Here is a 21,688-nt window from a genome sequence, read left to right on the forward strand (position 1 = left end):
GAAAGGGGGTTCCTTACTTGGTGAGGGGGTCGAGAGAGTCGAGAGAGGGTCCGAGGATCCAGCCGGCGATCTCCCGGATCGCGCCGTCGCCGCCGGGGAGGGTGGTGACCGCGCGTGCGGCGCCGCGTACGACGTCGTGGGCGCTCGCGACCGCCACGGGCCAGCCCACGAGGGCGAAGCACGGCAGGTCGTTGACGTCGTTGCCGACGTAGAGCACGCGCTCCGGCGCGATGCCCTGCTCCTCGCACCACTGCTTGAGTGCGAGGTCCTTGCGGTCGATGCCGTGCAGGACCGGGAGCTTGAGCTTCCGGGCGCGGGCGGCGACCACAGGGTTCTGTTCCGTGGACAGGATCAGCAGCTTCCGTCCGCTCCTGCGCAGGGCGGCGATGCCGAGGCCGTCGCCGCGGTGCACGGAGACGAACTCCCGTCCGTCGGAGTCGATCAGCACCCGGTCGTCGGTCTGGGTGCCGTCGAAGTCGAGGACCACCGCGTCGATGTCGGCGGCGGTCGGGAGCGAACCGAGGGGGAGGTCCGCGTCGAAGAGGGGGGCCAGGACGCGGGCGCGGGCCAGGTCGTGCGGGTCGTCGATCTCCAGCACGCGGGCGGGGTCGGTGCGCACGAGGTCGGTGCGGCCGAAGAAGCGGTGGCCGTGCTCGCGGAAGCCGGCCGCGTCCATGGCGTATGCGGCGCCGGTCTCCAGGAGGTCCTGGGGGCGGTCCTGGCGGCGCGGGCGGTACGACTTGTCGTGGTTGACGCCGAAGCCGCCGTCGCTGCTGCCGGCCGCGCCGTCGCGCCAGACGAAGCCGTGGAAGGGGGCGACGGTGACGGCCGTGTCGGCGCCGTTCTCGACGACCGCGGCGGCGACGCCGTCGATGTCCTCGCGGACGATGAACGGGCTGGTGCACTGCACCAGGAGCACCGCGTCGACGGCCGCGCCGTGCAGGGCCTCGTGGGTGTCCATGGCGTGCAGGACGGCGGCCTCGGAGGTGGCGGTGTCCCCGGCGATGGCGGCCGGGCGCAGCACGACCTCGGCGCCGGCCTCGCGGGCGGCCACGGCGATGGCCTGGTCGTCGGTGGACACCACGACGTCGGTGACCAGGCGGGTGGCCCGGCATTCCCGCACGGCCCGCGCCACCAGGGGCACCCCGCCGACGGACGCGAGGTTCTTCGCGGGGACGCCCTTGGAGCCACCGCGCGCGGGGATCACGGCCAGCACCCGGCGCACCGGGCCCGTTCGGCGGTGGGACATGGGCTGAACTCCTTGGGAAGGCACCGAGGCGGAAGTGGGGGCGGGCGTCGGGGACCTCACAGGTCCCCGATCCGGCGGATGACCGGGGCGACGCGCTGGACGCCGTGGCGGTAGGCGCCGCGGGCGGCCCGGCGGACGATCTGGCGGACCGGGCCGGGTTCCCTGTCCGAGGCCGGGGCGCCGGGCAGCGGGCTGCCGTCGGGGCCGAGGTGGTGGCGGGCGAGGATGCCGGGGAGGTAGCCGGGCGCGGTGACGGGTGTGTAGTACGGGGTGAGCGGGGGCAGGCCGCCGGGGCGGTCGAGCAGCTTGGTGATGCGTTCGCGCGCCGCGTCGAAGGCCCGTTCGTACGAGCCTCCCCCGGCGGCGACGCCCTGCCGGTCCACCCAGTCCGCGTCGGGGGCGGGCCGGTGCCCGGCGTCGAGCTGGTCCCAGGAGGCGAGGCAGCCGGAGCCGACGAAGTGGTGGTTGCCGAGTGCCTCGCGCACCCCGAGGTCGGTGAGGACCACGGTGGGGATGCTGCGGTGCAGGGATTCGAGGGCGGCGGTGGAGCTGACCGTGACCATGAGGTCGGTGCGGTCGAGAACCTCGCCCATGTTGCCGTACACCAGGCGGAAGTTGGCGGGCGGGTCGAGCCGCTGTGCCAGCTTCTGGTACGGCAACTCCTCGATGTGGGTGGTGTGTTCACCGGGCTTGGAGCGCAGCTTGAGCAGCACCTCGCGCTCGGGGTGCAACCGGGCGTGCCCCACGAGCCGTTCGAGCAGGTAGGTGCGGTCCTTGCGGTTCTCGGGCACGGAGGGCTGGGCGGCGAAGACCACGGTGTACGGGTCGTGCTCGCCGGTGTAGGGGGCGCCGCCGAGGAAGGGCAGGGCCACCTCGGTCACCGAGGAGGCGTCGGCGCCGACACCGTCGTACACGGCGCGGAAACGCTCCGCGTCCTGGCGGGAGTTGGCGAGGACGAGGTCGGCGCCGTGCCGCAGCAGCAGACCGTCGGCGAGCTTCTCGTAGACGACACCGACATAGCCGGTGACGACGACGGGCCGCTCACCGCCGTCCTCCCAGATCCGCTTGAGGCCGTGCAGGATGGCCTGGACGCCGCCGCCGACCAGCGCGAGGACGAGGACGTCGTACTTCTCGGTCGCCATGCAGCGCAGGAACTCGACGGCCGTCACCTCGCGCAGCGAGTCGGCGCGCACGCCCACCTCGGCGAGTTGGCGGGGCGTGGGGGTGGCGCGGCCGCGCAGGAGGTAGCCGTCGAGGACGGGGGCGACTTGCGCGTCGTCCCGGGGTCCGGTTTCCATGGACGGGCCCGGCCGACCGCCCGGAGCGATCCGGCCCGCGGTCGACGCACCCCATTTCCAGCGGGTGTCGGAGTCCGCGAGTACGGCGATCCGTGGGGGCTTCGAAGTACGTGGTGGCACGTTGAAGACGCTAGGAAGCAAAACCCAGGCTTTGCCCAACCGCGACTCAACGGAAAGTTAACAGCGCGCCACCGGTTTCCGAACCGGCTCGTCAACTCCGGGGAAATACGCGTGATGCACCGATCCGACACATCGAGTTCATCACCCGTACCCTTACCGGAAATTTTCGCTGCCGGGCGCACTCCTAGGATTTCCGCGTGCCCAAGCTTTCCGTGATCGTGCCGTTCTACAACGTCCAGCAATACGCCCCGGACACCCTCAGAAGCCTTCATCTGAACGCCCGCCCGGACTTCGAGTTCGTGCTGGTGGACGACCGCTCGAAGGACGAGACGCCCGCCATTCTCGAACGGGCCGCCGAAGAACTTTCGAAGGTCGCTCAGGTGCGTCTGATCCGTCATGAGGAGAACGGAGGGCTCGCCACCGCACGCAATACCGGACTGGATGCCGCGCGGGGCGAGTACCTGACGTTCCTGGACGGCGACGACTGGCTCGCGCGCGGCTATCTGACCGATCTGGCCACCGCGATCGAGGAGCTGGGCTGCGACTTCGTGCGCGTCGACCATGTGCAGGCGACCGCGCGCGCCCGCACGCTGGTCCGGCATCCGCACGGGCTGCGCGGGGAGGTGCTGGACCCGCGCGACGCGATCCTGCCCGCCGACCGCTCGACGTCGGTGGACTATCCCTACGCCTGGGCCGGCGCCTACCACCGCCGTCTCGTCGACCGCGGTCTGCTGCACTTCACCCACGGGCTGCGGACCGCCGAGGACCGGCCGTGGATCTGGAAGCTGCACCGGGAGGCGGAGTCGTTCGCCGTGCTGAATCTGCTCGGCGTCTTCTACCGGCGCGGGGTCGCCTCCTCCCTCACCCAGATCGGCGACGCCCGCCAACTGGACTTCATCCGGGCGTTCGACCAGGTCATCGAGGAGACCGCGCGGGACCGCGAGGCCGACCGGCTGCTCCCCAAGGCGGTGCGCACGTACTGCGCGATCATCGCCCACCACCTCGGCGAGATCGAGAAGTTCGAGCCGCCGGTGGCCCGGCAGCTGCGCGCCATGAGCGCGGCGGCCATCAGGCGCATGCCGCAGGAGCTGCTCGCCGAGGTCCTGGACACGATGGACCTGGAGCGCTCGTCGACACTGCGCCGGCTGCGCCGCAGGATCACCTCATCGAAGACCGGCACCCCGAAGGCGGCCGCCTGATGCCTCGCACGACTCAGATCTTCTGCGCCTCCACGCTGTACGGCGCCGCCACCCTGGCCACCGCGCTGGACGCCGGCTGCTTCCCGGCGGCGGACCGCAGGCTGCTGCTGGTGTGCAACAACACGACGACACCGGAGACCACCCCGGCCGTCGACGAGATGCCGGGCTTCGCACCGCTGCGGGACCGCTTCGACGCGGTGCTGTCCTGGAACGAGGCCATCAGCCCCTTCCACCCGGGCGCCTGGGCACCGCGCGCCGACGACGCGCCGCTTCTGGAGCGGTATCTGCGGATGCTGTGGGGGCTGGGCGAGGACCGGGTCGAGATCGTCGTGGAGTCGATCCAGGTCAACCCGGCACAGGCGATCGCGCAGGTGTTCCCCGGGGCGCCCGTCGAGGTCTACGCCGACGGACTGATGAGCTACGGGCCGACCCGTAACAAGATCGACCCGCTCATCGGCACCCGGGTGCGCCGGCTGCTCCACCTGGACCTGGTGCCGGGGCTGGTGCCGCTGCTGCTCACCGAGTTCGGGGTGCCCGCGCAGACCGTGCCGGCGAGCGGTTTCCTCAAGGTCCTGGGGGAGATCGGCGAGGCCGTGGAGGAACTGCCCGCGCTGCCCGACGACTCGGCGCTGCTGCTGGGCCAGTACCTGTCCGCCCTCGGCATCCTCACCGTGGAGGAGGAAGAGGACCTGCACGTGCGGATGATGCGGGGGGCGGTCGCCCGCGGGCACCGGGCCGTGGTGTTCAAGCCGCACCCGACCGCGCCGGCCCGCTACAGCAGGGTCCTGGAGGCCGAGGCCGCGAAGCTGGGCGTCGACCTCACGGTGCTGGACACGCCGGTCCTCGCCGAGGTGCTGTTCGCCAAGGCGCGGCCCGCGCTGGTGGTGGGCTGCTTCTCCACCGCCCTGTTCACCGCGTCGGCGTTCTACGACCTGCCGGTCGCCCGTATCGGCACCGAGCGGCTGATGGACCGGCTCACCCCCTACCAGAACAGCAACCGGGTGCCTGCCCTGCTGGCGGACGCGCTGCTGCCGGACCTGGAGGACGGTGAGGGCGAGACGCGCATCCCGGAGGAGTCGCTGACCGATCTGGTCAGGACGGTGGGCTATGTGATGCAGGCGCAGATCCACCCGAGCCTGCGCCCGGTCGCCGAGGAATATCTGCGCACCCGTCTCGGGCCGCGCACCAAGCGGTACTTCAAGCGCCGGCGGCTCACCGCGCTGGGCCTGCCGGGCGGTATCCCGGAGCGGCTGTCGTTCATTCCGCGCAACTCCACCGCGCGCCGGGTGGTGCGGCGGGCGAGAGCGATGCGCAAGGCGGTGCGGCGGGCTTAGGCGGCCAGTTCCACACGGCATACGGGTATGCCGAGTTCACGCGGAGCGGGTGCGAGCCGCGGGAACTGCCGTGCACGCCGCCGTATCCCGACGCTCATTTACTGTTCACCGAAATTTTGAATCGGGTGGCAGGTTCCGGGAAACCCGGTCGTATTTCATTCACACGGTGCGCATCGCTGTGTTTGTCGAGAACCGCAATGGGGTCGGCCTCGCCTCGGAGATCATGCGAGCCGAGGGAGCCGACGCCCACTCGTTCCATCTCCTCGTCGCCGACCGGGACGCGAACAACGCCGGACGGCTCGAACAGGAGGCCGCGGCCCGGGGCGAGGGCCTCGTGGCATCCAACCTGTTCCCCGTGGACGAAGGGCTGGACAACGCGGAGTTCCTGGAGGAACTCGGTCACCGAATACGCGCCTTCGCCGAAGAGGAGCGCATCGACCGGCTGGTCTTCTTCGACGACCAGTCGCAGCGCGGCCGCCGGGTGGCCGGCGCGCTGGGCCGCACGCTGCCGGTGATCCTCGTCCAGGACTGCCACCTGGACTTCCACCGCAGGAGGACCGGCACCGGACGGCGCGACCAGAGCTGGTACTACGGCTCCTCGTCCCCGGCCGCCGTCTGCGTCTGGGGCCCGGCGACCGCCCACCACTTGCTGTTCCGCTCCGCCGACGCCGACCCGCCCGTCCACATCACCGGCGCCCTCGGCCACAGCGACGACCCGGCCCTGCTGCGGGCGGCCCGCACCACCGCCCACCGGCACGCCAAGAAGCCCGACGAGCCGCTGCGCATGGCGGTGCTCGCCCAGCCGCTGACCCGCCACAGCAGACTGTCCCGCAAGGACCAGCGTGAACAGCTCACCGAACTGCGGTCCGCGCTCGCCGAGTTCGGCGAGGTCGAGACGGACCCGGACCCCTCCGCGCTCGACGGCTACGACCTCGCGGTCACCTTCTACTCCACGGCGTATCTCCAGACCCTGCGGGCGGACACCCCGCTGATCCTGTTCAGCCCGCCCCCGCTGAACATCGTGTTCCCCACGATCCACCACCCCCTGCTGCGCAATGTGGGCACGCTCGGCGAACTCGTCGACGTGGTGGCCGACCTCAAGCGCTCGGCCGAGTTCCCGGCCAACGAGCACGGTGAGCCCCTCGAGCACTTCGTCGCCTTCCAGGACGACGTCGCCGGGCGCGTGCTGCGCGTCGTCGAGGGGGCCGCCGTACCCGTCGAACCGCCGGCCCCGCGCTGGGTGCCGGAGGACGACGCCGGACGGGCCGGCCTGTCCCGGGCCGAACGGGCGCTGCGGGCCGTGCGCGGGCGGGTGGAACGGCCGCGCTCGCTGGCCGTGCTGGGACTGGGCTTCGACTACGTCACCGGGGTGGCGATTCCCGTCCTCACCTACACGCAGGCGCTGCTCGCGCAGAGCCCGGTCGACGTCCGCTACTTCGACCTCGGGGCCTACGGCCGCTACGAGGACGTCCTGACGGACCTGGCGGACGCCGAGGTGGTCCTGATCAACAGCCTGGCCCCGTTCTGGCGTTCGCCGCTGGCGGGCGAGCTGGTGTCGGCGTTGCGGGAGCAGGGCAGGTCCGTGGTGGTGTACGCCCACGAGACCGAGTACGTCATGAACTTCGAGGGCTCACGCAACGCGCCGCGGCACCAGGAGATGATCGACCTGCTGCCCGGTCTCAAGGTGCTGTGCGTGTCGAACGCCCAGGCCGACATGTTCCGCGGGCTGGGGGTGAGCGACCCGGTCGTGGTCTACAACACGGTTCCCCGCGACGCCCACCGCGCCCGTGCGAGGCGTACGCCCGGTGCGCGGCCGCGCGTCGTGATGGTCGGTTCGATGCAGGACCGCAAGGGTCTCGACCTGTTCTCACGGGTCGCCGAACTGGCGTACGGGCAGGGGTTGCCGTGGCGGTTCGCGTGGATCGGCCAGAAGACGTGGCGGATCGGCTCCTCCACCCTGCTGTCGGATCGCGTCGAGTGGATGGGGGCGCTCTCCCGCGAGCGCGTGCGGGAGGAACTGGCCGCCTCGGACGTCTTCTTCCTGTCCAGCGTCGACGACCCGATGCCGCTGTCGGTGGTGGAGGCGGTGCAGCAGCGGCTGCGCACGGTCACCTACCACCGGGTGGGGTCCCGGGAGGTCCTGGACGGTGTGTCCGGGTACCGCTCCTTCCCCGAGTACACCCCGGAGTCGGCGCTCGACGCGCTGCGCCGGGTGCTGGACGACGAGGTCTCGGAGACCGGGTACGGCGACGTCGAGGAACTCTTCGACATCCCCGCCTTCACCGCGCGGATGACGACGGCACTGGGCCTGCCGGGGCCCGGTGATCCCGTGCGGCGCCCGGCCGGTGACGGTGCGCCGGAGGCCGACCCCGTGCGGCGGTTCCCGGTCGTCCCCTCGCGGCACGGCACGTACCTCATCGAGGACTTCACCCGGCACCTCACCGCGGGCCGTCACGACGACGCCCTGCGGGTGGGCGAGGAGATCCTGCGCCGTCGGCAGCCGGTGGACGTCCTCGTCGGCCTGGCGGAGATCCGGGCGGGGCGCGGCGAGGCCGAAGAGGCGTGCCGGCTGCTGTCCGCGGCGGCGATCGTGAGCGGCGACCGGGCCAGGGTCTGGTCGGAGATCGGGCGGATCGCGGCTCTGCTCGGCGCGCGGGGCCGGTCCGTCCGGCAGCTGGCGCGGAGGGAGTCGGTGCGCCTCCGGATCGGCAACCAGGCGGCCCGGCTGCTGAAGCGGAGCTGACGTCGCGGTGAACACGCGGCGACGGGATGGACAAAGGCCATCCAGTCGAACAAAAGACCTCCTGATCAAGACCTAGGATCCCGGTTGACGACTCTCCGGTGATCCGATCGTCTCCGGTCAGGAGCGTGCACAAAAGAACCCACGGGGCACTGCGAGGGATATCAGCGTGACCGAAACGGTCGTGAGCACATCGAAGCCTCAGCCCGCCGCGGCTGTGTCCGTCCAGGAGCCCGGCGTTCCGCTGCCGCCCGCGCCGTCGCCCGGCCGCCGGGCGGTCAGCAGGCTCCGGGCGCTCGACGGACTGCGGCTGGTCGCCGCGCTGATGGTGGCGGTGTACCACTACGCCGGCCGCGGCGGCTATGTCACCGAGGCCTGGGGCACCACGCCGAAGCACCAGTTCCCCACGCTGCACTCGTTCGCCGCCTACGGCTGCCTCGGTGTCCAGGTGTTCTTCGTGATCAGCGGGTTCGTGATCTGCATGAGCGGCTGGGGGCGGCCCCTCAAGTCGTTCTTCGCCTCCCGCGCCTCCCGGCTGATGCCCGCCTACTGGGTGGCCGTCGTGCTGGTGACGGCGGTGTTCGCCCTGCCGCCGGTCGTCTACGAGGCCGTGTCGCCGAGCGACGCCCTGCTCAACCTGACGCTGCTTCAGCAGCCGCTGGGCGCGGACCGGGTGCTGGGCGTGTGCTGGACGCTGTGGGTGGAGATCCGCTTCTACGCCCTGTTCGCGCTGTGCGTCGTCCTGCCGGGGGCGAACCGCCGCCGGGTCATCATGTTCTGCGCGGGCTGGACGCTCGCCGCCGCCATCGCGCAGGCCGCGCACCAGCCGCTGCTCGACCTGGTCCTGATGCCGGAGTACGCGCCGTTCTTCATCGGCGGCATCGGCCTCTACCTCGTCCACCGCGACCGGCGGGACGCCTACGCCTGGGGCATCGTGCTCGTCAGCTTCCTGATCGGCCAGCACTACGCGGTGAGCGAGCTGTGGAACGCCTCCGACCCGAACGCCTTCGCCCACCGCACCACCACCGGCATCGTCGGCGTCGTCGCCTTCGGCTTCGTGGCCGTGGCGGCGATCGCGCTGGGCTGGCTCAACTGGGCGAACTGGCGCTGGCTGACGGTGGCCGGGGCGCTGACGTACCCCTTCTACCTGGTCCACGAGCACCTCGGCTGGATGGTCATCCGGGTCCTGCACCGCACCCTGGAGCTGCCGGCCTCGGTGACCTTCGCGCTGACCGTCACCTCGATGCTGGTGCTGGCCTGGCTGATGAACCGTTTCGTCGAGAAGCCGATGACCCCGTGGCTGCGGGGCGTGCTGTCCAAGAAGCTCTGAAGGGAGAAGCGCGGCCGGGGGCTGTTCCTCGTGCTGCCGGACGGTTACGTGGGCCGGCGCGGCGACCAGGCAGCCGGGCCGGCCGACCACCTGGCCGCTTCCGTACGACTCAGAACGCGTCGCTGGGCACGTAGGTGCCCCAGATCTCGCGCAGGGCGTTGCACACCTCGCCGACCGTCGCGCGGGCCTTCAGGGCGTCCTTCATCGGGTAGAGGACGTTGTCCTCGCCCTCGGCGGCCTTCTTCAGCTCCGCGAGGGCCGTGTCCACCGCCGACTGGTCCCGCTCGGCGCGCAGCTTCGCGAGGCGGTCCGCCTGCTGGGCCTCGATCGCCGGGTCCACGCGGAGCGGCTCGTACGGCTCCTCCGCGTCGAGCTGGTAGCGGTTGACGCCGACCACGACCCGCTCACCGGAGTCGGTCTCCTGGGCGATGCGGTACGCGCTGCGCTCGATCTCGCCCTTCTGGAAACCGTGCTCGATCGCGGAGACCGCGCCGCCGAGATCCTCGACCTTCGTCATCAGCTCCAGCGTGGCGGCCTCGACGTCGTCGGTCATCTTCTCGATGACGTACGACCCGGCGAACGGGTCGACCGTCGCCGTCACGTCCGTCTCGTAGGCGAGGACCTGCTGCGTGCGCAGCGCCAGCCGGGCCGACTTGTCGGTGGGGAGCGCGATCGCCTCGTCGAAGGAGTTGGTGTGCAGGGACTGGGTGCCGCCGAGGACGGCCGCCAGACCCTGGACGGCGACCCGGACCAGGTTCACCTCGGGCTGCTGGGCGGTCAGCTGCACGCCCGCGGTCTGCGTGTGGAACCGCAGCATCAGCGACTTGGGGTTCTTCGCGCCGAACTCCTCCCGCATCACGCGCGCCCAGATGCGGCGCGCGGCACGGAACTTGGCGACCTCCTCCAGGATCGTCGTCCGCGCGACGAAGAAGAAGGACAGGCGGGGGGCGAAGTCGTCGACGTCCATGCCGGCCGCGACGGCCGTGCGCACGTACTCGATGCCGTCGGCGAGGGTGAACGCGATCTCCTGCGCGGGCGAGGCACCCGCCTCCGCCATGTGGTAGCCGGAGATCGAGATCGTGTTCCACTTGGGGATCTCGGCCTTGCAGTACTTGAAGATGTCGGCGATCAGGCGCAGCGACGGCTTCGGCGGGAAGATGTACGTCCCGCGCGCGATGTACTCCTTCAGCACGTCGTTCTGGATGGTGCCGGTGAGCTTGTCGGCGGGGACGCCCTGCTCCTCCGCGACGAGTTGGTAGAGGAGCAGCAGCAGGGCGGCGGGCGCGTTGATCGTCATCGACGTGGACACCTTGTCCAGCGGGATCCCGCCGAACAGCACCCGCATGTCGTCGACGGAGTCGATGGCGACACCGACCTTGCCGACCTCGCCGGAGGAGATCGGCGCGTCGGAGTCGTGGCCCATCTGGGTCGGCAGGTCGAAGGCGACCGACAGGCCCATCGTGCCGTTGGCGATGAGCTGCTTGTAGCGGGCGTTGGACTCCGTCGCCGTGCCGAAACCGGCGTACTGGCGCATCGTCCACGGCCGACCGGTGTACATCGACGGGTACACGCCCCGCGTGTAGGGATAGGCGCCCGGCTCGCCCAGCTTCTCCGCCGGATCCCAGCCCTCGAGGGCGTCCGGTCCGTAGACCGGTTCGATGGGCAGTCCGGACTCAGACTCGCGCGCCATGGTGTATTGCCTCCCGCTCAAGGTTACTCGCCGGCTACCGGCTGGGCGGTCCGACCTTCGACGGACTGTAGCGGTGTGCCTGCACCCGGTGGAGGGGAGCACGCTGGGACCTTGCTCACAGACTTGCTGCGGTCCCCGTCACCACCGTGCCGGGCCGTTCGCGTGGCGTCATCCGCGGGGAACATACGGGATGAGACAGTGCGCCGGTGAGACGACGGGGGTCACGCATGCGTACGACGGGCATGAGACGCGGAACGGCCGGGCGGAGAACGCTCGCCGTGCGGAGAACGCTCGCCGTCCTGGCCGGCGCGGCGGCGCTGGCCACGGTGTGCGGCTGCACGGCGGGAACGACCGGCGCGGAGGGCGGCGCGGCGCGCCCGCCCGCGCGCGCCGACGTCGGCCCGACGGCCCCCGGCGGGCCCGCCGACGGCAAGGCGTCGAGTACGGCGCCCGCGCGTCCGGCGGGCGACGGCACCCCGAGCCCGAAGGCCTCCGCCACCCCCACCCCCGCTCCCCCGCCCCGCGTCCTCTGGTCGCCCGGCGACTCCGGGCGCGACGTCCGCGAACTCCAGGCCCGGCTGCGCCAGGTCGCCTGGCTGTTCGAGGGGCCCTCGGGGAGCTACGACGCCCGCACCGAGGAGGCCGTGAAGGGCTTCCAGGGCAAGCGCGGGCTGCCCAGGACCGGCCGGACGGACTCCGTCACCTGGCAGCGGCTGCTCGGCATGACGCGCCAGCCGGGGCAGTGGGAGCTGTATCTGATGGGCGGTCAGCCGGCCGCCGAACCCGACCCCCGGTGTCTGACCGGGCGGGTGCTGTGCGTCGACAAGACGAGCCGCACCCTGCGCTGGATGGTCGACGGACGGACCCTGACCGCGGTGTCGGTCCGGTTCGGCTCCCAGTACACGCCCACCCGCGAGGGTGTGTTCCGCGTCTACTGGAAGTCCCGCCACCACGTGTCCACGCTCTACGACTCGCCGATGCCGTACGCGATGTTCTTCAGCGGCGGGCAGGCGGTGCACTACTCGTCGGACTTCGCGGCCCGCGGATACGCCGGGGCCTCGCACGGTTGCGTCAACGTACGGGACGAGGCGGCGATCGCGGAGCTGTTCGCGCAGGTGAGGAACGGCGACAAGGTCGTCGTCTCATGGTGAGAGGTATGGGGCGCGGGCGGGACCGGGGGAACGTGTCCCGCCCGCGCCAGGTGCACGAGCCGTAGGTACGGGGGGAACCCCGGCTCCATGCGAGGGCCGATGACCAGTCGGCTCACTACTTACTGCGCCGGAGCCGCCGAAAACGTCACACCCTGCGGCAGGAAACTTTTTGCGGACCGAGAAATCGCAGGTCACAGGCATGGTCAGAGGGCGGGGGCGTTGGCGCCGTTGCCTCTGCCGTTGCCGCCACCGGAGGACTTGCCGCTCTCGGCACCCTTGCCGTCCTCGTCGCCCGGCTTCTCCGGGTCCTTCTCGCCCTTCTTGCCGCCCCGGCCCTTGCTGTCCTGGCCGGTCGCGCCGCCGTTCTTCCCGCCGGTCCGGCCCGCGCTCTGGCCGCCGTTCTGGCCGTCGTTCTGCTCGTCGCCTTTGTCGTCCCGGTCCTTGCCGCCGCTCGACCCGCGGGAGTCCTGGCCGCCCCGGTCGCCGAGCAGGCCCGCGCAGTACGCCGGTACGCGCGCGGAGCCGCCCGCAGCGTGTTCCAGGGTGCGGCGGCGCTCGGCGTCCAGCGTCCGGCCGGCGCCCTTCTCGCGGCAGGCCGCGGTCAGGTCGTCGGCGGAACCCGGAGCGCCCGGAGCAGGGGTGCCCTTCGCGCCGCCGTCGGGGGTCGCCGAGCCCGCGCCGCCGGGGGCCGCCTCGGGCGTGGGCGAGACGAGCGGGCGGTTCGGTCCGGGCGTCGCGGCGGCCGACACGGAGGCCGCCGGTCCCGGTTCGGCGTCGTCGAACGGCGTGGGCAGGAACCCGGTGCCGGCCGCGACCGCCACCCCGCCGACCATGCCGACGGTCAGCGCGGCGGCCAGTCCCAACCGGGCGGGGCGGCTCCATCGAGGGTGACGGCCACCGTACGACGGGATACGGCCGCCGATGCGGACCACACCCGCGTCGTCGCCGGGCGACGGCTCGGAGGCGTAGGCAGGCTCGGCGAAGAGGCCCGGCTGCGCGTCCGCCGCGCGGTCCGCGTGGGCCTTGCGGAACGCGGCGAGGGCCGCCGCCTCGCCGGGGAGTTCCTCGTCGTCCGGGACGGGTGCGGCGGCCGAGAGCGCGGCGAGCGCGTCCAGGGTCCTCGCCAGCCGGTCGGCCTCCGCGCGGTGGGCGGGCGCGACAGCGTTGTCCGCCGCCTCCCCGGTCAACAGGCGTTCCGCCGTCTCTCGGTTCAGCCAGCGGCCGTTGGAGCGGCCCGCGGCGGGACCGGCGGGTTCCCCGTCCCCGGGGAAGACACAGCGATCGTCGGCCATCACATGTCCTTCTGCGTCGGCGCGCACGCATGCGTCACACCGCCGGACGACACCGCGCGCCCCCTCGGGACCCGTTGCGCCGGGAGCGCGTCGAGCACGCCCGCCGTGTCCGGGTCCTCGCCGAGCAGCTCGGCGAGCTTCCTCAGCCCGCGGTGCGCGGCCGTACGTACGGCGCCGGGCCGTTTGCCGAGCGTCTCGGCTGCGGTCTTGGCGTCGAGGCCCACCACCACCCGCAGGACGACCGCCTCGGCCTGGTCCTGCGGCAGGCGGGCGATCAGGTCGAGGGTGCGGCCGGTGGCGAGCGCTTCCATGGCCTCGCCGGCGGTGTCCGACTCGGCGGCCCGGCCGGTCAGTTCCGTCTCGTCGCCGACGGCCACGGGCCGGCGCCCGCGCATCCGGATGTGGTCCAGCGCCCGGTTGCGGGCGATCCGGGCGGCCCAGCCGCGGAAGCGGTCGGCGTCCCCGCTGAACCGCTCCAGGTCGCGCGCTATCTGGAGCCAGGACTCGGAGGTCACGTCCTCGGCGTCGAGGTCGCCGACCAGGGTTCGGACGTACCCGAGGAGCCGCGGGTGCACCGAGCGGTACACAGCACGGAAAGCGGTCTCGTCCCCGTTCTGTGCCGCAAGCACCGCGGCTGTCAGCTCCGCGTCGTCCCCCACGTCGTGGTTCCTCGGTCGATGGTGCGGTTCGCCGACCGCAGCTGGTCGGGGCCGCTCATGGTCGCGGCCGCAGTCGGTCACGCTGCTCAGCCCTTCCGCCTTCCGGCGCGAAAGGCACGTTACGACCTGAAACCGCGGGTCGTCCATGTCCGAACAAGCTGCAACCGACTCGTGACGCGGGTGCGCGGTCGCCGGGTGTGACAGAAAACGCATTCATGGCGCTGTAGGAGATACGGGTCGCCGCGCGGCCCGTGCCGCGCGACGGCCGGGGCCTCTCCTGTGGGGGGTGGCGGCCCCGGCCGTTGCGCATTCCACCCCAGGCGACCTGGTGTTACCCGAGGTTCGAGGCGTCTCCATAACCAGCGCGTGACCAGCGCGTCCAGAGACCCGCCGATCATCCCTGTCTCAAGGCGCTGGGCCGTGGCGCGGAAGGGTCGGTGCCGGTGATGATGATCTTTTAGCGTTCCCATCCGCGCTCGCCCGTCCGGTCCGGCCGTGGTTCACCGATCACGTGGTGGACCACTTGAGGTGGGCAACGGTCTCGTGGAACCCCGGACCGCGATGGAAATCCGCTGCTCTGCGGGTCGGCACAGCGTCTGACCCGGTGCTCGTTCAGTCCGGCCAGGTCCTTGCCGGACTGGAGTGTCTCCTCGACCGTCCATCTGCGGCCGGCCACCCGCACCAGGGTGGCCAGCGGTACTCGGTTCGCTGAGTAGCAGCGGTAGCAGGCGAGGTTCTGAAGTCCTCGGCGCCTCGGCCGGCGTGCGGACCGGCAGACAGGCCGGACGCCGAGATCGTCTCCTCCGACACAGCGTCGAACTGTCGCCTACCGCACCAGGCAGGGCCGCTTGCTGTCGAACTCCCAGCCAGGGACGAGGTGTTGCATGGTGACGGCGTCGTCGCGGGCCCCCAGCGCCTTCTGCCGGTAGAGCTCGTGGGCCGCCAGCAGCCGGTCCATGTCGAGCTGGACGCCCAGGCCCGGGGTCTCCGAGACGGCGATCTCGCCGCCTACGATGCGCGGCGGGGCCGTGGTGAGGCGTTCCATTCCTTCCTGCCAGATCCAGTGCGTGTCGAGGGCGTTGTACTCGCCCGGGGCGGCGGCGCCGCAGTGGGTGACCATGGCGAGGCTGATGTCGAAGTGGTTGTTGGAGTGGCAGCCCCAGGTCAGACCCATCGCGTTGCACAGCTGCGCCACGCGTACGGAGCCCTGCATGGTCCAGAAGTGCGGGTCAGCGAGCGGGATGGAGACCGACTGGAGGGCCAGGGCGTGGGTCATCTGACGCCAGTCGGTGGCGATCATGTTGGTCGCGGTGGGCAGGCCGGTCGCGCGGCGGAACTCGGCGAGGATCTCCCGCCCGGAGTAGCCCCCCTCGGCCCCACAGGGGTCCTCGGCGTACGCGAGCGTGTCGCCCAGCGGACGGCACAGCTCGACCGCCTCGGCCAGGGACCAGGCGCCGTTCGGGTCGAGGGTGATCCGGGCCCCCGGGAAGCGGTCCTTGAGGGCGCGGACCGCCCTGACCTCCTCCGCGCCCGCAAGGACACCGCCCTTGACCCCGCGCCTCCCTCCTCGCCGACCTGGCCCGCATCCGCGAGCGCGGCTACTCCATCGACCTCGAGGAGACGGTGGCGGGCATCCACGTGACCAGCGCCTGACCAGTAGCGGTCAGGAACAGCGGCCGTTGCCTCGGCAGCACCGCCGCGGCATCTTCCGGGCCACCGTCGAGGGTCGGTTCGAGAGCGGTTACGGCTCCCCGTCCTTCGCCTCCGACGTCTCCTCGGGCTACGGCTGACCGTTGTTCCCCCTGTTGCCGGTCGTTCCGGTGTTTCCCGACGTTCCGGTGTTCCCGGTCGTTCCGGTGTTCCCGGTCGTCCCGGTGTTTCCCGCGCTCCCGGTGTTTCCCGCGCCTTCGATGTTTCCGGTGTTTCCAGCGCTCCCGGGCTGGCCCGTGTGTCCGGCGGCCGGGTCCGCGCCGCCCCCGCTCCTGTCCTGGCCGCTGTCTCCGCCGCTGTTTCCGCCACCGTTCCCGGGGGTCGCGGTGGCCGACGCGCTGCGGGCCGCGCAGTAGGCGGTCACGTGCTCCTCGCCGCCCGCGGCGGTGACCAGGCGCTGCCACGCCGTGGCGTCCAGCGCGTTGCCGCGGCCCGCGACCTGGCCGTAGGCGCGGCACTGGGCCTCGGTGTCCTGGGCGGACGGCGGCCGGTGCTGGTCCGCGGAGGTGCCGGACGTGAGGGTGGGCGTGGGTTCGGCGCGCCGGCTGTCGGACGTGCTCGCCGACGGAGCCCGGCGTCCGCTGTCGTCGGCGGTACCCGCCGAGGAGCCGGCCGAGCCGATCGCGGCGACCGCGACACCACCGAGGGTGAGGCTCGCGAGGAGTACGGAGAGCGTGGCCTTCAGCGAGCGGGCGGTGTGCCGCTGCGCGCGGGGCCGCCAGTCGTCCCGCCGCCGGGTACGGGCCCGGTGGGCGCCGGCGTCCCGCGCGGCCCGGAACGCGGCGACGGCCCGCCGTTCGCGCTCGGGACCGCTGTCCGTGTGCCGCAGGGCGCGTGCGAGCAGCGCCTCCACCCGGGGGTGACCGTCCGTGTCGGGGGCGGAGCGGGAGGGGTGTGCGTGTCGGCGGTGGACGTCCCCGCCGCCGCTCATCCGTTCACCCATGTCCGATTCCGCCTGTCGCGCTTGTTCGATCTCTTCCGCCGGGTACGTCCGCCGCCCCTGATCCATACGGGCCGCGACCGTCACCGTTCACTTCGAATCCCCCAGCGTCCGGGGGCCGTCATCCGTCACACCTTCGACGCCGCCGCCGCCGAGCTGGCGTGCGAGCCGCTTCAGCCCTCGGTGGGCGGCCGTACGGACCGCGCCGGGACGCTTGCCGAGGACGCGGGCCGCCGCAGGTCCGTCCAGGCCGACCACGACCCGCAGCAGTACGGCCTCGGCCTGGTCGGGCGGCAGTCCCCGCACCAGTTCCAGGGCCCGCTCCGTGGACAGGGACTCCACGACCTGGTCGTGGGTGTCGTGCGGACCGGGCAGGTCGAGCATGTCCTGTTCGAGCGCCGCCGACCGGGGCCGTACCCGCAGCCTGCGCAGATGGTCCAGGGCCCGGTGGCGGGCGATGGTCGCCGTCCAGCCCCGGAAGCCCGCGCCGTCGCCCTTGAACCGCCCGAGGTCGCGGGCGATCTCCAGCCAGGCGTCGGAGGCGACGTCCTCGGCGTCGTCGCCGACGATGCCGCGCAGATAGCCGAGCAGCCCCGGTTGCACGATCCGGTACGCGACCGCGAACGCCGACTCGTCGCCGTCCTGGGCTCGCGCTACCGCCGCGCCCAGTTCCCCGTCGTACGCCTGCGCGCGCCGGGGTTCCCCTCCCTGGCCCAAGACTGTCCTCGTTCGTGCGGAGTTCGTGGCGGGTGCGTGGCGAACGCGCCGTGCACACGTACCGGCCGCGTCCTCGCCCCCACGGTCATCAGCGTCAGGCCTCACAGAAGTGTCACAGGACACCGTCGGCGCCGGTTCGGCCCACGCCCGTGGGACCGTGCCGGTACCGGCGGCGCGTCCCGGGGTCAGGCCGCTGCCCCCCTGGCCTGCGCGCCCCTGCCCGGGGTCCGCCGGGCCCTGCCGTGCAGGGTCAGGTAGAAGGTGTGCAGGGACTCGTCGGCGCCGCCCGCCTCGAAGCGGTTGACGACCTTGCCCAGGGGGTTCCAGACCCGTCCGTCCGGCATGCGCACCCCGACGGGCTGGCCGAACCAGGCCCGCTGCCGCTCGTCGAGGTCGACCCATACGGCGCCGGCCCGGCGGACCAGCACCTCCCCCACGTACGCACCGAGTTCGACCAGCGTGTCGTGCGCCCGCTCCCGGTCCGCGCCGCCCTTGCGCAGGCCGTCGACCAGGAAGTCGACGACGCGCAGACTGGCGACGGAGTAGTCCAGCGGCAGCCGGCCGCGGGCGCCGACGCGCGCGACGAATCCGGCCGCGCACGCTCTCATCCCGCTCTCGTCATCCATCGGGTCCGTCCCCTCCCCTCGGGTGGGGGGACCGCCGAGCCAGGCCCCCCGCCTGCCCCAGCGGATCGGAGGCGGGAAGCATCACGGGCACCGGCTGTGTCACTGGTCACACCGCGGGCGGGGCCTCGCGCGGGCCCCTGCCCGGCTCCGTCCCGGAGCGGGGCTAGCCCGTCGCGTCCCGGCACAGCAGGCGTAGCGAGCCGTGGCCCGCGAAGCAGCGGCGGGCCTCGTCGACCGGGTCCCACAGGCGGCCGTCGGGGGTGCGGACCCAGTGGTCGCCGCCCGTCGACCACCACTCGCCGCCGGTCTGGCGGACGATCACCTCACCGCCGTACGCCCCGAGCCCGCGCAGCACGTTCTCGACGGCGCCGTACGGCGTCTCCTCGCGGCGCAGTTCGTCGATGACCCGGTCGACGCGCCACAGGCTCTGCGCCGAGTAGTCGAGGTGCAGCCGTGCGCCCTCGCGCAGGGCGGTCACGGCGTCCGCCGCCCACCGCGCCGGTCTCGCGGCGGCGGAGGGCCGGCCGCCCGGCTGGGTCTGCCCCGGCGCCGGGGCCTCCGTCGCGGCGTCCGCCGCACCTCGAGTCACATTCCACGTCACGTACGGAACAGCGAGGTCCGCCCGGTTTCCGTCACCCCGTACGGGGCTGTTTCCCGGACCGGCGCAGGACCGCCCCACCTTCCCCGCACGACGCACACCGGAGTGACACCTCCGCCCTCCGGTGCGCTGCCGGAGTGATGAGCGCGTACTTCCGCCTCCGCGCCGTACCGGCCTCGGCGCTGCGCAACAGCACGAGCTGGCTGCGCAGACTCTTCGACGACGACCAGGAAGCCCTGCGCGGCCGGATCAGGCGCCACCGCGAGGAGATCCCGGGCGACCGCTACCCCGACCAGCAGCTCCTCTACGCCGACGCCCCGCCGGAGCACGTCGACGCGGGGCCCGGCGCCCATGTGGTCCTCGGCGGCCAACAGGTCTACGCCACCGGCCCGAAGCAGCCGCCGTTCCTGCTGCTCACCGCCGCCCAGACGATCCCCGTGGCGGCCTTCCTCGCGGAATCCGACTTCGACGACCTGTGGCGCCCGGTCCGCCCCGAGCTGCTCCCCCGCTACGGCGGCCCGGCCGAGGAGGTCCGCGCCCGCGCCGCCTTCGCCTCCGCCCACGCCGACCTGACGGCTCTCTGCACGACGACCGCGCGGTACGGCGACGCGGTGGTGAAGCGGCTGCACACCTGAGTCACGCCTGCGCCTGACCCGCCGGGTCACTTCCGCCCGCGTGCCCTGCGGGACACCACCGCCCGCAGCACCCGGCGTCCCTCGACGGACACCTCCAGCGCCCGGCGCAGCCCGCCCGCGCCGTGCCCGGCGAGGACCTCCAGGACGGTGATCTGTCGGCGCAGCTCGGCGGCGGCCAGCGGCGGCATGTCCTGCGTACGGCCCGCGCGGCGGGAGTCGAGCGTGGCGGGGTCGTCGGCGGTGTCGAGGAGCCGGTGGATCCGGAGCGAGGCCACCGAGCAGGCGTCCGCCCAGACCCGCATCCGGGCGGCGGTGCGTTCGGCGGGGGCGGCCGCCAGCATCCGCCGGGCGAGCAGGACGGCCTCGTCGTCCGCGTGACCCTCGCCCAGCTTCGCGCGTGTCTGTTCCAGGATTCCGCCCCAGTCGGCCGCGTCGGACGCCTCCGTGAGGTTGCCCCACAGCGGGCGCAGGATCTCGTCGTCGCCTCCGAGGAGGGGCACGCACCGATCCAAACAAGCCAGTCCGCTCGCGGCCAGACCGCGTTCGTCGGCCTGGGCGATGAGGTCCACCAGGCTCATTCACGCCTCCCTGTCCAGGGCACCGCCCTTACGGAGCCCGCACTTCCCCTTACTGCGTGCGACAGCCGAGGAGTGTCACAGGGGGCCGGGAGGAGAGGTTTTCGGCCAGGCCGCGGGGCTCAGCCCAGGCGGTCCGCCAGCGCCTTGAACTGCGTCCAGGACAGCTCCGGCGCGCCCGGGTCCCACAGTTTCTGCACGGTCGCCCGCAGCGGCATCCGGATGCCGGCCGCTACCTGGTCCTGGGTCTGCGAGTTCGCCAGGTCGCACCAGACGGCGAAGGTCCCGCCGAGGATCTGGCCGTCGTAGCGCGCGGGCACCGGCGTCGTGCCGCGCAGCACGCGCGGGGTCCACTGCTCGTAGATCCGCTGCCCGGTCGGGTAGACGAAGGTCTGCGGCTGTCCGAGGACGTAGTAGAGGTACTCGTCGTTGTAGTTGAGGACCTCACGGCCCGCGCTCAGGTAGTCGGTGGGCGGGCGCGCCCCGATCTCCTTGCCGGTCCAGTAGGCGACCTGGAGGGCGGCGTCGGCCTGCACCGACGTGCCCTTGAAGAAGCCGTCGTTCCAGGCCCGGACGGTGCGGTCGTGGGTGCGGACGGTGTCGGCGCGGTCGTCGAGCCAGCCGGTCGCGAGGTCGGCGACGGTCGCGCCGGAGCCGTACCGCTCCCGCGCTGCGGCGGCGAGCTGCGGGTAGGAGGCCTCCGGGTTCGAGACGGTCAGGGCCTGGTACTCGTCGCCGCCCAGGTGCCACTGCCCGCCCGGGAACAGCTCGGCGTACTCGTCGAGGAGGTCGTCGAGGAGGGCCGCGGAGGCGTCCTTGGAGATGTCGATCGCCCCGCGCGTGGCGACACCGCTCGCGTTGCGCAGTTGCAGCTCGGGGTGGGCGGCGAGGACGGCGCCCAGGTGTCCGGGCGAGTCGATCTCGGGCACGACCGTGAGGTGCCGGCTCTCCGCCAGATCGACGATCTTCCTGACCTGCGCCTTGGTCAGGTGCTGCTTGGAGACGATCTCGGGGTGCGTGTCGGACTCGATCCGGAAGGCCTGGTCGTCGGAGAAGTGCAGGCCTATCTCGTTGAACTTCAGGTCCCCCAGCTCCCGCACCCGGTCCTCGATCCACCCGGCGGTGAAGTTCTTGCGCGCGATGTCCAGCATGAATCCGCGCCGCGGCTTGGCCGGCTCGTCGCGCACGACGCCCTCCGGCGCCGTACCGCCGCCGCGCACCTCCTGCTTCAGGGTGCGGGTGCCGTAGAACACTCCGGCGTCGGACGGCCCGCTGACGGTCACCCGCCCGCCGCGCACGGTCATGGTGTACGACTCCGGGTTCGCGCCCTCGTCGTCGTTCAGCGCGAGCCGCAGGTCCCCGGCGCGCATGTCGTCCCGCTCGCCCGCGTACGTCATCCCCAGCTCACCGGCGACCAGCCGGCCCTCGTCGGCCAGGTCCGCGTCGCTCACCACGACCCGCTGCCCGGCGGCCGGCTGCCAGCCGGGCCCGCGCGCCGGGGTGTGCGCACGGACGGCGGGAATCGTCCGGGGGGCCTTGGAGAGGGCGTACGACCGGGTGGGGGTCGGGCTCGCACTCGACGCCGACGGGGCCGGATCACCGCTCACCCCGCCGGACGTACCGGCGGCCCGGTCCGCCGCCGATCCCGCGGGCGCTCCGCCGTCGCCGGAGGCCCAGACGCCCACGCCCGCCCCGAGCACGACGACGAGACCGCCGGCCAGCAGGGCCCGCCGTACGGCCTTGTCCTGCGGCCTCTTCTCCGGCGCGCGGCGCCGGTGCCTGTGCCTGCTCACCCCGCCAACCTACGACCCGTGTCCGGACGGGG

General features: G+C 72.6%; 17 protein-coding genes and 2 pseudogenes. 7 read left to right on the plus strand and 12 right to left on the minus strand.

What is annotated here, in order from left to right:
• Window positions 1–13: 13 nt before the first annotated feature.
• Window positions 14–1,249 carry a cytidylyltransferase domain-containing protein gene (locus ACFWJX_RS12755; RefSeq protein ID WP_383240936.1) on the minus strand — a complete coding sequence of 412 codons (1,236 nt, stop codon included), beginning with the start codon at window positions 1,247–1,249 and terminating at the stop codon, window positions 14–16.
• Between the two features lie 56 nt (window positions 1,250–1,305).
• Complete coding sequence (locus ACFWJX_RS12760; protein WP_383240939.1) at window positions 1,306–2,667, minus strand: DUF6716 putative glycosyltransferase; 1,362 nt, start codon at window positions 2,665–2,667, stop codon at window positions 1,306–1,308.
• A 197-nt stretch (window positions 2,668–2,864) separates the two neighbouring features.
• On the opposite strand from ACFWJX_RS12760, the gene ACFWJX_RS12765 reads away from it, so the two are divergent.
• From ACFWJX_RS12765 to ACFWJX_RS12780, 4 genes are all read left to right on the plus strand, one after another.
• The gene (locus ACFWJX_RS12765) at window positions 2,865–3,866 is read left to right on the plus strand and encodes a glycosyltransferase family 2 protein (RefSeq protein ID WP_383240942.1); all 1,002 of its coding nucleotides are present in this window, start codon (window positions 2,865–2,867) and stop codon (window positions 3,864–3,866) included.
• Window positions 3,866–5,200 carry a polysialyltransferase family glycosyltransferase gene (locus tag ACFWJX_RS12770; RefSeq protein ID WP_383240944.1) on the plus strand — a complete coding sequence of 445 codons (1,335 nt, stop codon included), beginning with the start codon at window positions 3,866–3,868 and terminating at the stop codon, window positions 5,198–5,200. Before ACFWJX_RS12765 ends, ACFWJX_RS12770 begins: the two co-directional genes overlap by 1 nt.
• Before the next feature lie 166 nt (window positions 5,201–5,366).
• Window positions 5,367–7,943, plus strand: a complete 2,577-nt coding sequence (locus tag ACFWJX_RS12775) for a glycosyltransferase family 4 protein (protein ID WP_383240947.1) — start codon at window positions 5,367–5,369, stop codon at window positions 7,941–7,943.
• Window positions 7,944–8,109: 166 nt separating this feature from the next.
• Window positions 8,110–9,270: an acyltransferase family protein gene (locus tag ACFWJX_RS12780; RefSeq protein ID WP_383240950.1), complete on the plus strand. Its 1,161-nt coding sequence runs from the start codon at window positions 8,110–8,112 to the stop codon at window positions 9,268–9,270.
• Window positions 9,271–9,379: 109 nt separating this feature from the next.
• On the opposite strand, the gene ACFWJX_RS12785 is transcribed toward ACFWJX_RS12780, so the two are convergent.
• Complete coding sequence (locus ACFWJX_RS12785) at window positions 9,380–10,960, minus strand: methylmalonyl-CoA mutase (RefSeq protein ID WP_383240953.1); 1,581 nt, start codon at window positions 10,958–10,960, stop codon at window positions 9,380–9,382.
• Window positions 10,961–11,202: 242 nt separating this feature from the next.
• Here ACFWJX_RS12785 and ACFWJX_RS12790 point away from each other — a divergent pair, with 242 nt between their 5' ends.
• Window positions 11,203–12,111 (plus strand): L,D-transpeptidase family protein, encoded by a 909-nt coding sequence (locus tag ACFWJX_RS12790; RefSeq protein WP_383240956.1) that lies wholly within the window; start codon window positions 11,203–11,205, stop codon window positions 12,109–12,111.
• A 203-nt stretch (window positions 12,112–12,314) separates the two neighbouring features.
• On the opposite strand, the gene ACFWJX_RS12795 is transcribed toward ACFWJX_RS12790, so the two are convergent.
• The 3 genes and pseudogenes from ACFWJX_RS12795 to ACFWJX_RS12805 form a co-directional block, all read right to left on the minus strand.
• Window positions 12,315–13,403 carry a hypothetical protein gene (locus ACFWJX_RS12795; RefSeq protein ID WP_383240959.1) on the minus strand — a complete coding sequence of 363 codons (1,089 nt, stop codon included), beginning with the start codon at window positions 13,401–13,403 and terminating at the stop codon, window positions 12,315–12,317.
• On the minus strand, window positions 13,403–14,062 hold the full coding sequence (locus ACFWJX_RS12800) for an RNA polymerase sigma factor (protein ID WP_383240962.1): 660 nt from the start codon (window positions 14,060–14,062) through the stop codon (window positions 13,403–13,405). Before ACFWJX_RS12800 ends, ACFWJX_RS12795 begins: the two co-directional genes overlap by 1 nt.
• 826 nt (window positions 14,063–14,888) lie before the next feature.
• Window positions 14,889–15,614 (minus strand): annotated as a pseudogene (locus tag ACFWJX_RS12805) (enolase C-terminal domain-like protein); the annotation flags it as partial.
• 2 nt (window positions 15,615–15,616) lie between these two features.
• Between ACFWJX_RS12805 and ACFWJX_RS12810 the strand changes: the two are divergent.
• A pseudogene (locus tag ACFWJX_RS12810) lies at window positions 15,617–15,697 on the plus strand (IclR family transcriptional regulator); the annotation flags it as partial.
• 145 nt (window positions 15,698–15,842) lie between these two features.
• Here the strand turns inward: ACFWJX_RS12810 and ACFWJX_RS12815 are convergent.
• The 4 genes from ACFWJX_RS12815 to ACFWJX_RS12830 all read right to left on the minus strand — a co-directional run bounded on the left by ACFWJX_RS12815 (window position 15,843) and on the right by ACFWJX_RS12830 (window position 18,644).
• Window positions 15,843–16,715, minus strand: a complete 873-nt coding sequence (locus tag ACFWJX_RS12815; RefSeq protein WP_383240965.1) for a hypothetical protein — start codon at window positions 16,713–16,715, stop codon at window positions 15,843–15,845.
• An 87-nt stretch (window positions 16,716–16,802) separates the two neighbouring features.
• Window positions 16,803–17,429 (minus strand): RNA polymerase sigma factor, encoded by a 627-nt coding sequence (locus ACFWJX_RS12820; protein ID WP_383240968.1) that lies wholly within the window; start codon window positions 17,427–17,429, stop codon window positions 16,803–16,805.
• A 185-nt stretch (window positions 17,430–17,614) separates the two neighbouring features.
• Window positions 17,615–18,055 (minus strand): hypothetical protein, encoded by a 441-nt coding sequence (locus ACFWJX_RS12825; protein WP_383240971.1) that lies wholly within the window; start codon window positions 18,053–18,055, stop codon window positions 17,615–17,617.
• 163 nt (window positions 18,056–18,218) lie between these two features.
• On the minus strand, window positions 18,219–18,644 hold the full coding sequence (locus ACFWJX_RS12830; protein ID WP_383240974.1) for a hypothetical protein: 426 nt from the start codon (window positions 18,642–18,644) through the stop codon (window positions 18,219–18,221).
• A 149-nt stretch (window positions 18,645–18,793) separates the two neighbouring features.
• On the opposite strand from ACFWJX_RS12830, the gene ACFWJX_RS12835 reads away from it, so the two are divergent.
• Window positions 18,794–19,288 (plus strand): DUF1877 domain-containing protein, encoded by a 495-nt coding sequence (locus ACFWJX_RS12835; protein WP_383240977.1) that lies wholly within the window; start codon window positions 18,794–18,796, stop codon window positions 19,286–19,288.
• 26 nt (window positions 19,289–19,314) lie between these two features.
• Here the strand turns inward: ACFWJX_RS12835 and ACFWJX_RS12840 are convergent, their stop codons facing one another.
• Entirely contained in the window at window positions 19,315–19,866 is a 552-nt protein-coding gene (locus ACFWJX_RS12840; protein WP_383240980.1) for a hypothetical protein, read from the minus strand.
• 119 nt (window positions 19,867–19,985) lie between these two features.
• Window positions 19,986–21,584, minus strand: coding sequence for a glycoside hydrolase family 20 protein (locus tag ACFWJX_RS12845; RefSeq protein ID WP_383241862.1), 1,599 nt, complete (start codon window positions 21,582–21,584; stop codon window positions 19,986–19,988).
• Between the last annotated feature and the right edge of the window lie 104 nt (window positions 21,585–21,688).

The sequence above is a fragment of the Streptomyces sp. NPDC058335 genome, assembly GCF_042723915.1.
Taxonomy (GTDB): domain Bacteria; phylum Actinomycetota; class Actinomycetes; order Streptomycetales; family Streptomycetaceae; genus Streptomyces.

Excerpts from the sequence above, each read along its gene's own strand:
- ACFWJX_RS12755 (WP_383240936.1), bottom strand. The coding sequence starts at position 1,249 with ATGTCCCACCGCCGAACGGGCCCGGTGCGCCGGGTGCTGGCCGTGATC.
- ACFWJX_RS12770 (WP_383240944.1), top strand. The coding sequence starts at position 3,866 with ATGCCTCGCACGACTCAGATCTTCTGCGCCTCCACGCTGTACGGCGCC.
- ACFWJX_RS12785 (WP_383240953.1), bottom strand. The coding sequence starts at position 10,960 with ATGGCGCGCGAGTCTGAGTCCGGACTGCCCATCGAACCGGTCTACGGA.
- ACFWJX_RS12790 (WP_383240956.1), top strand. The coding sequence starts at position 11,203 with ATGAGACGCGGAACGGCCGGGCGGAGAACGCTCGCCGTGCGGAGAACG.
- ACFWJX_RS12795 (WP_383240959.1), bottom strand. The coding sequence starts at position 13,403 with ATGGCCGACGATCGCTGTGTCTTCCCCGGGGACGGGGAACCCGCCGGT.
- ACFWJX_RS12815 (WP_383240965.1), bottom strand. The coding sequence starts at position 16,715 with ATGGGTGAACGGATGAGCGGCGGCGGGGACGTCCACCGCCGACACGCA.
- ACFWJX_RS12825 (WP_383240971.1), bottom strand. The coding sequence starts at position 18,055 with ATGGATGACGAGAGCGGGATGAGAGCGTGCGCGGCCGGATTCGTCGCG.
- ACFWJX_RS12835 (WP_383240977.1), top strand. The coding sequence starts at position 18,794 with ATGAGCGCGTACTTCCGCCTCCGCGCCGTACCGGCCTCGGCGCTGCGC.
- ACFWJX_RS12840 (WP_383240980.1), bottom strand. The coding sequence starts at position 19,866 with ATGAGCCTGGTGGACCTCATCGCCCAGGCCGACGAACGCGGTCTGGCC.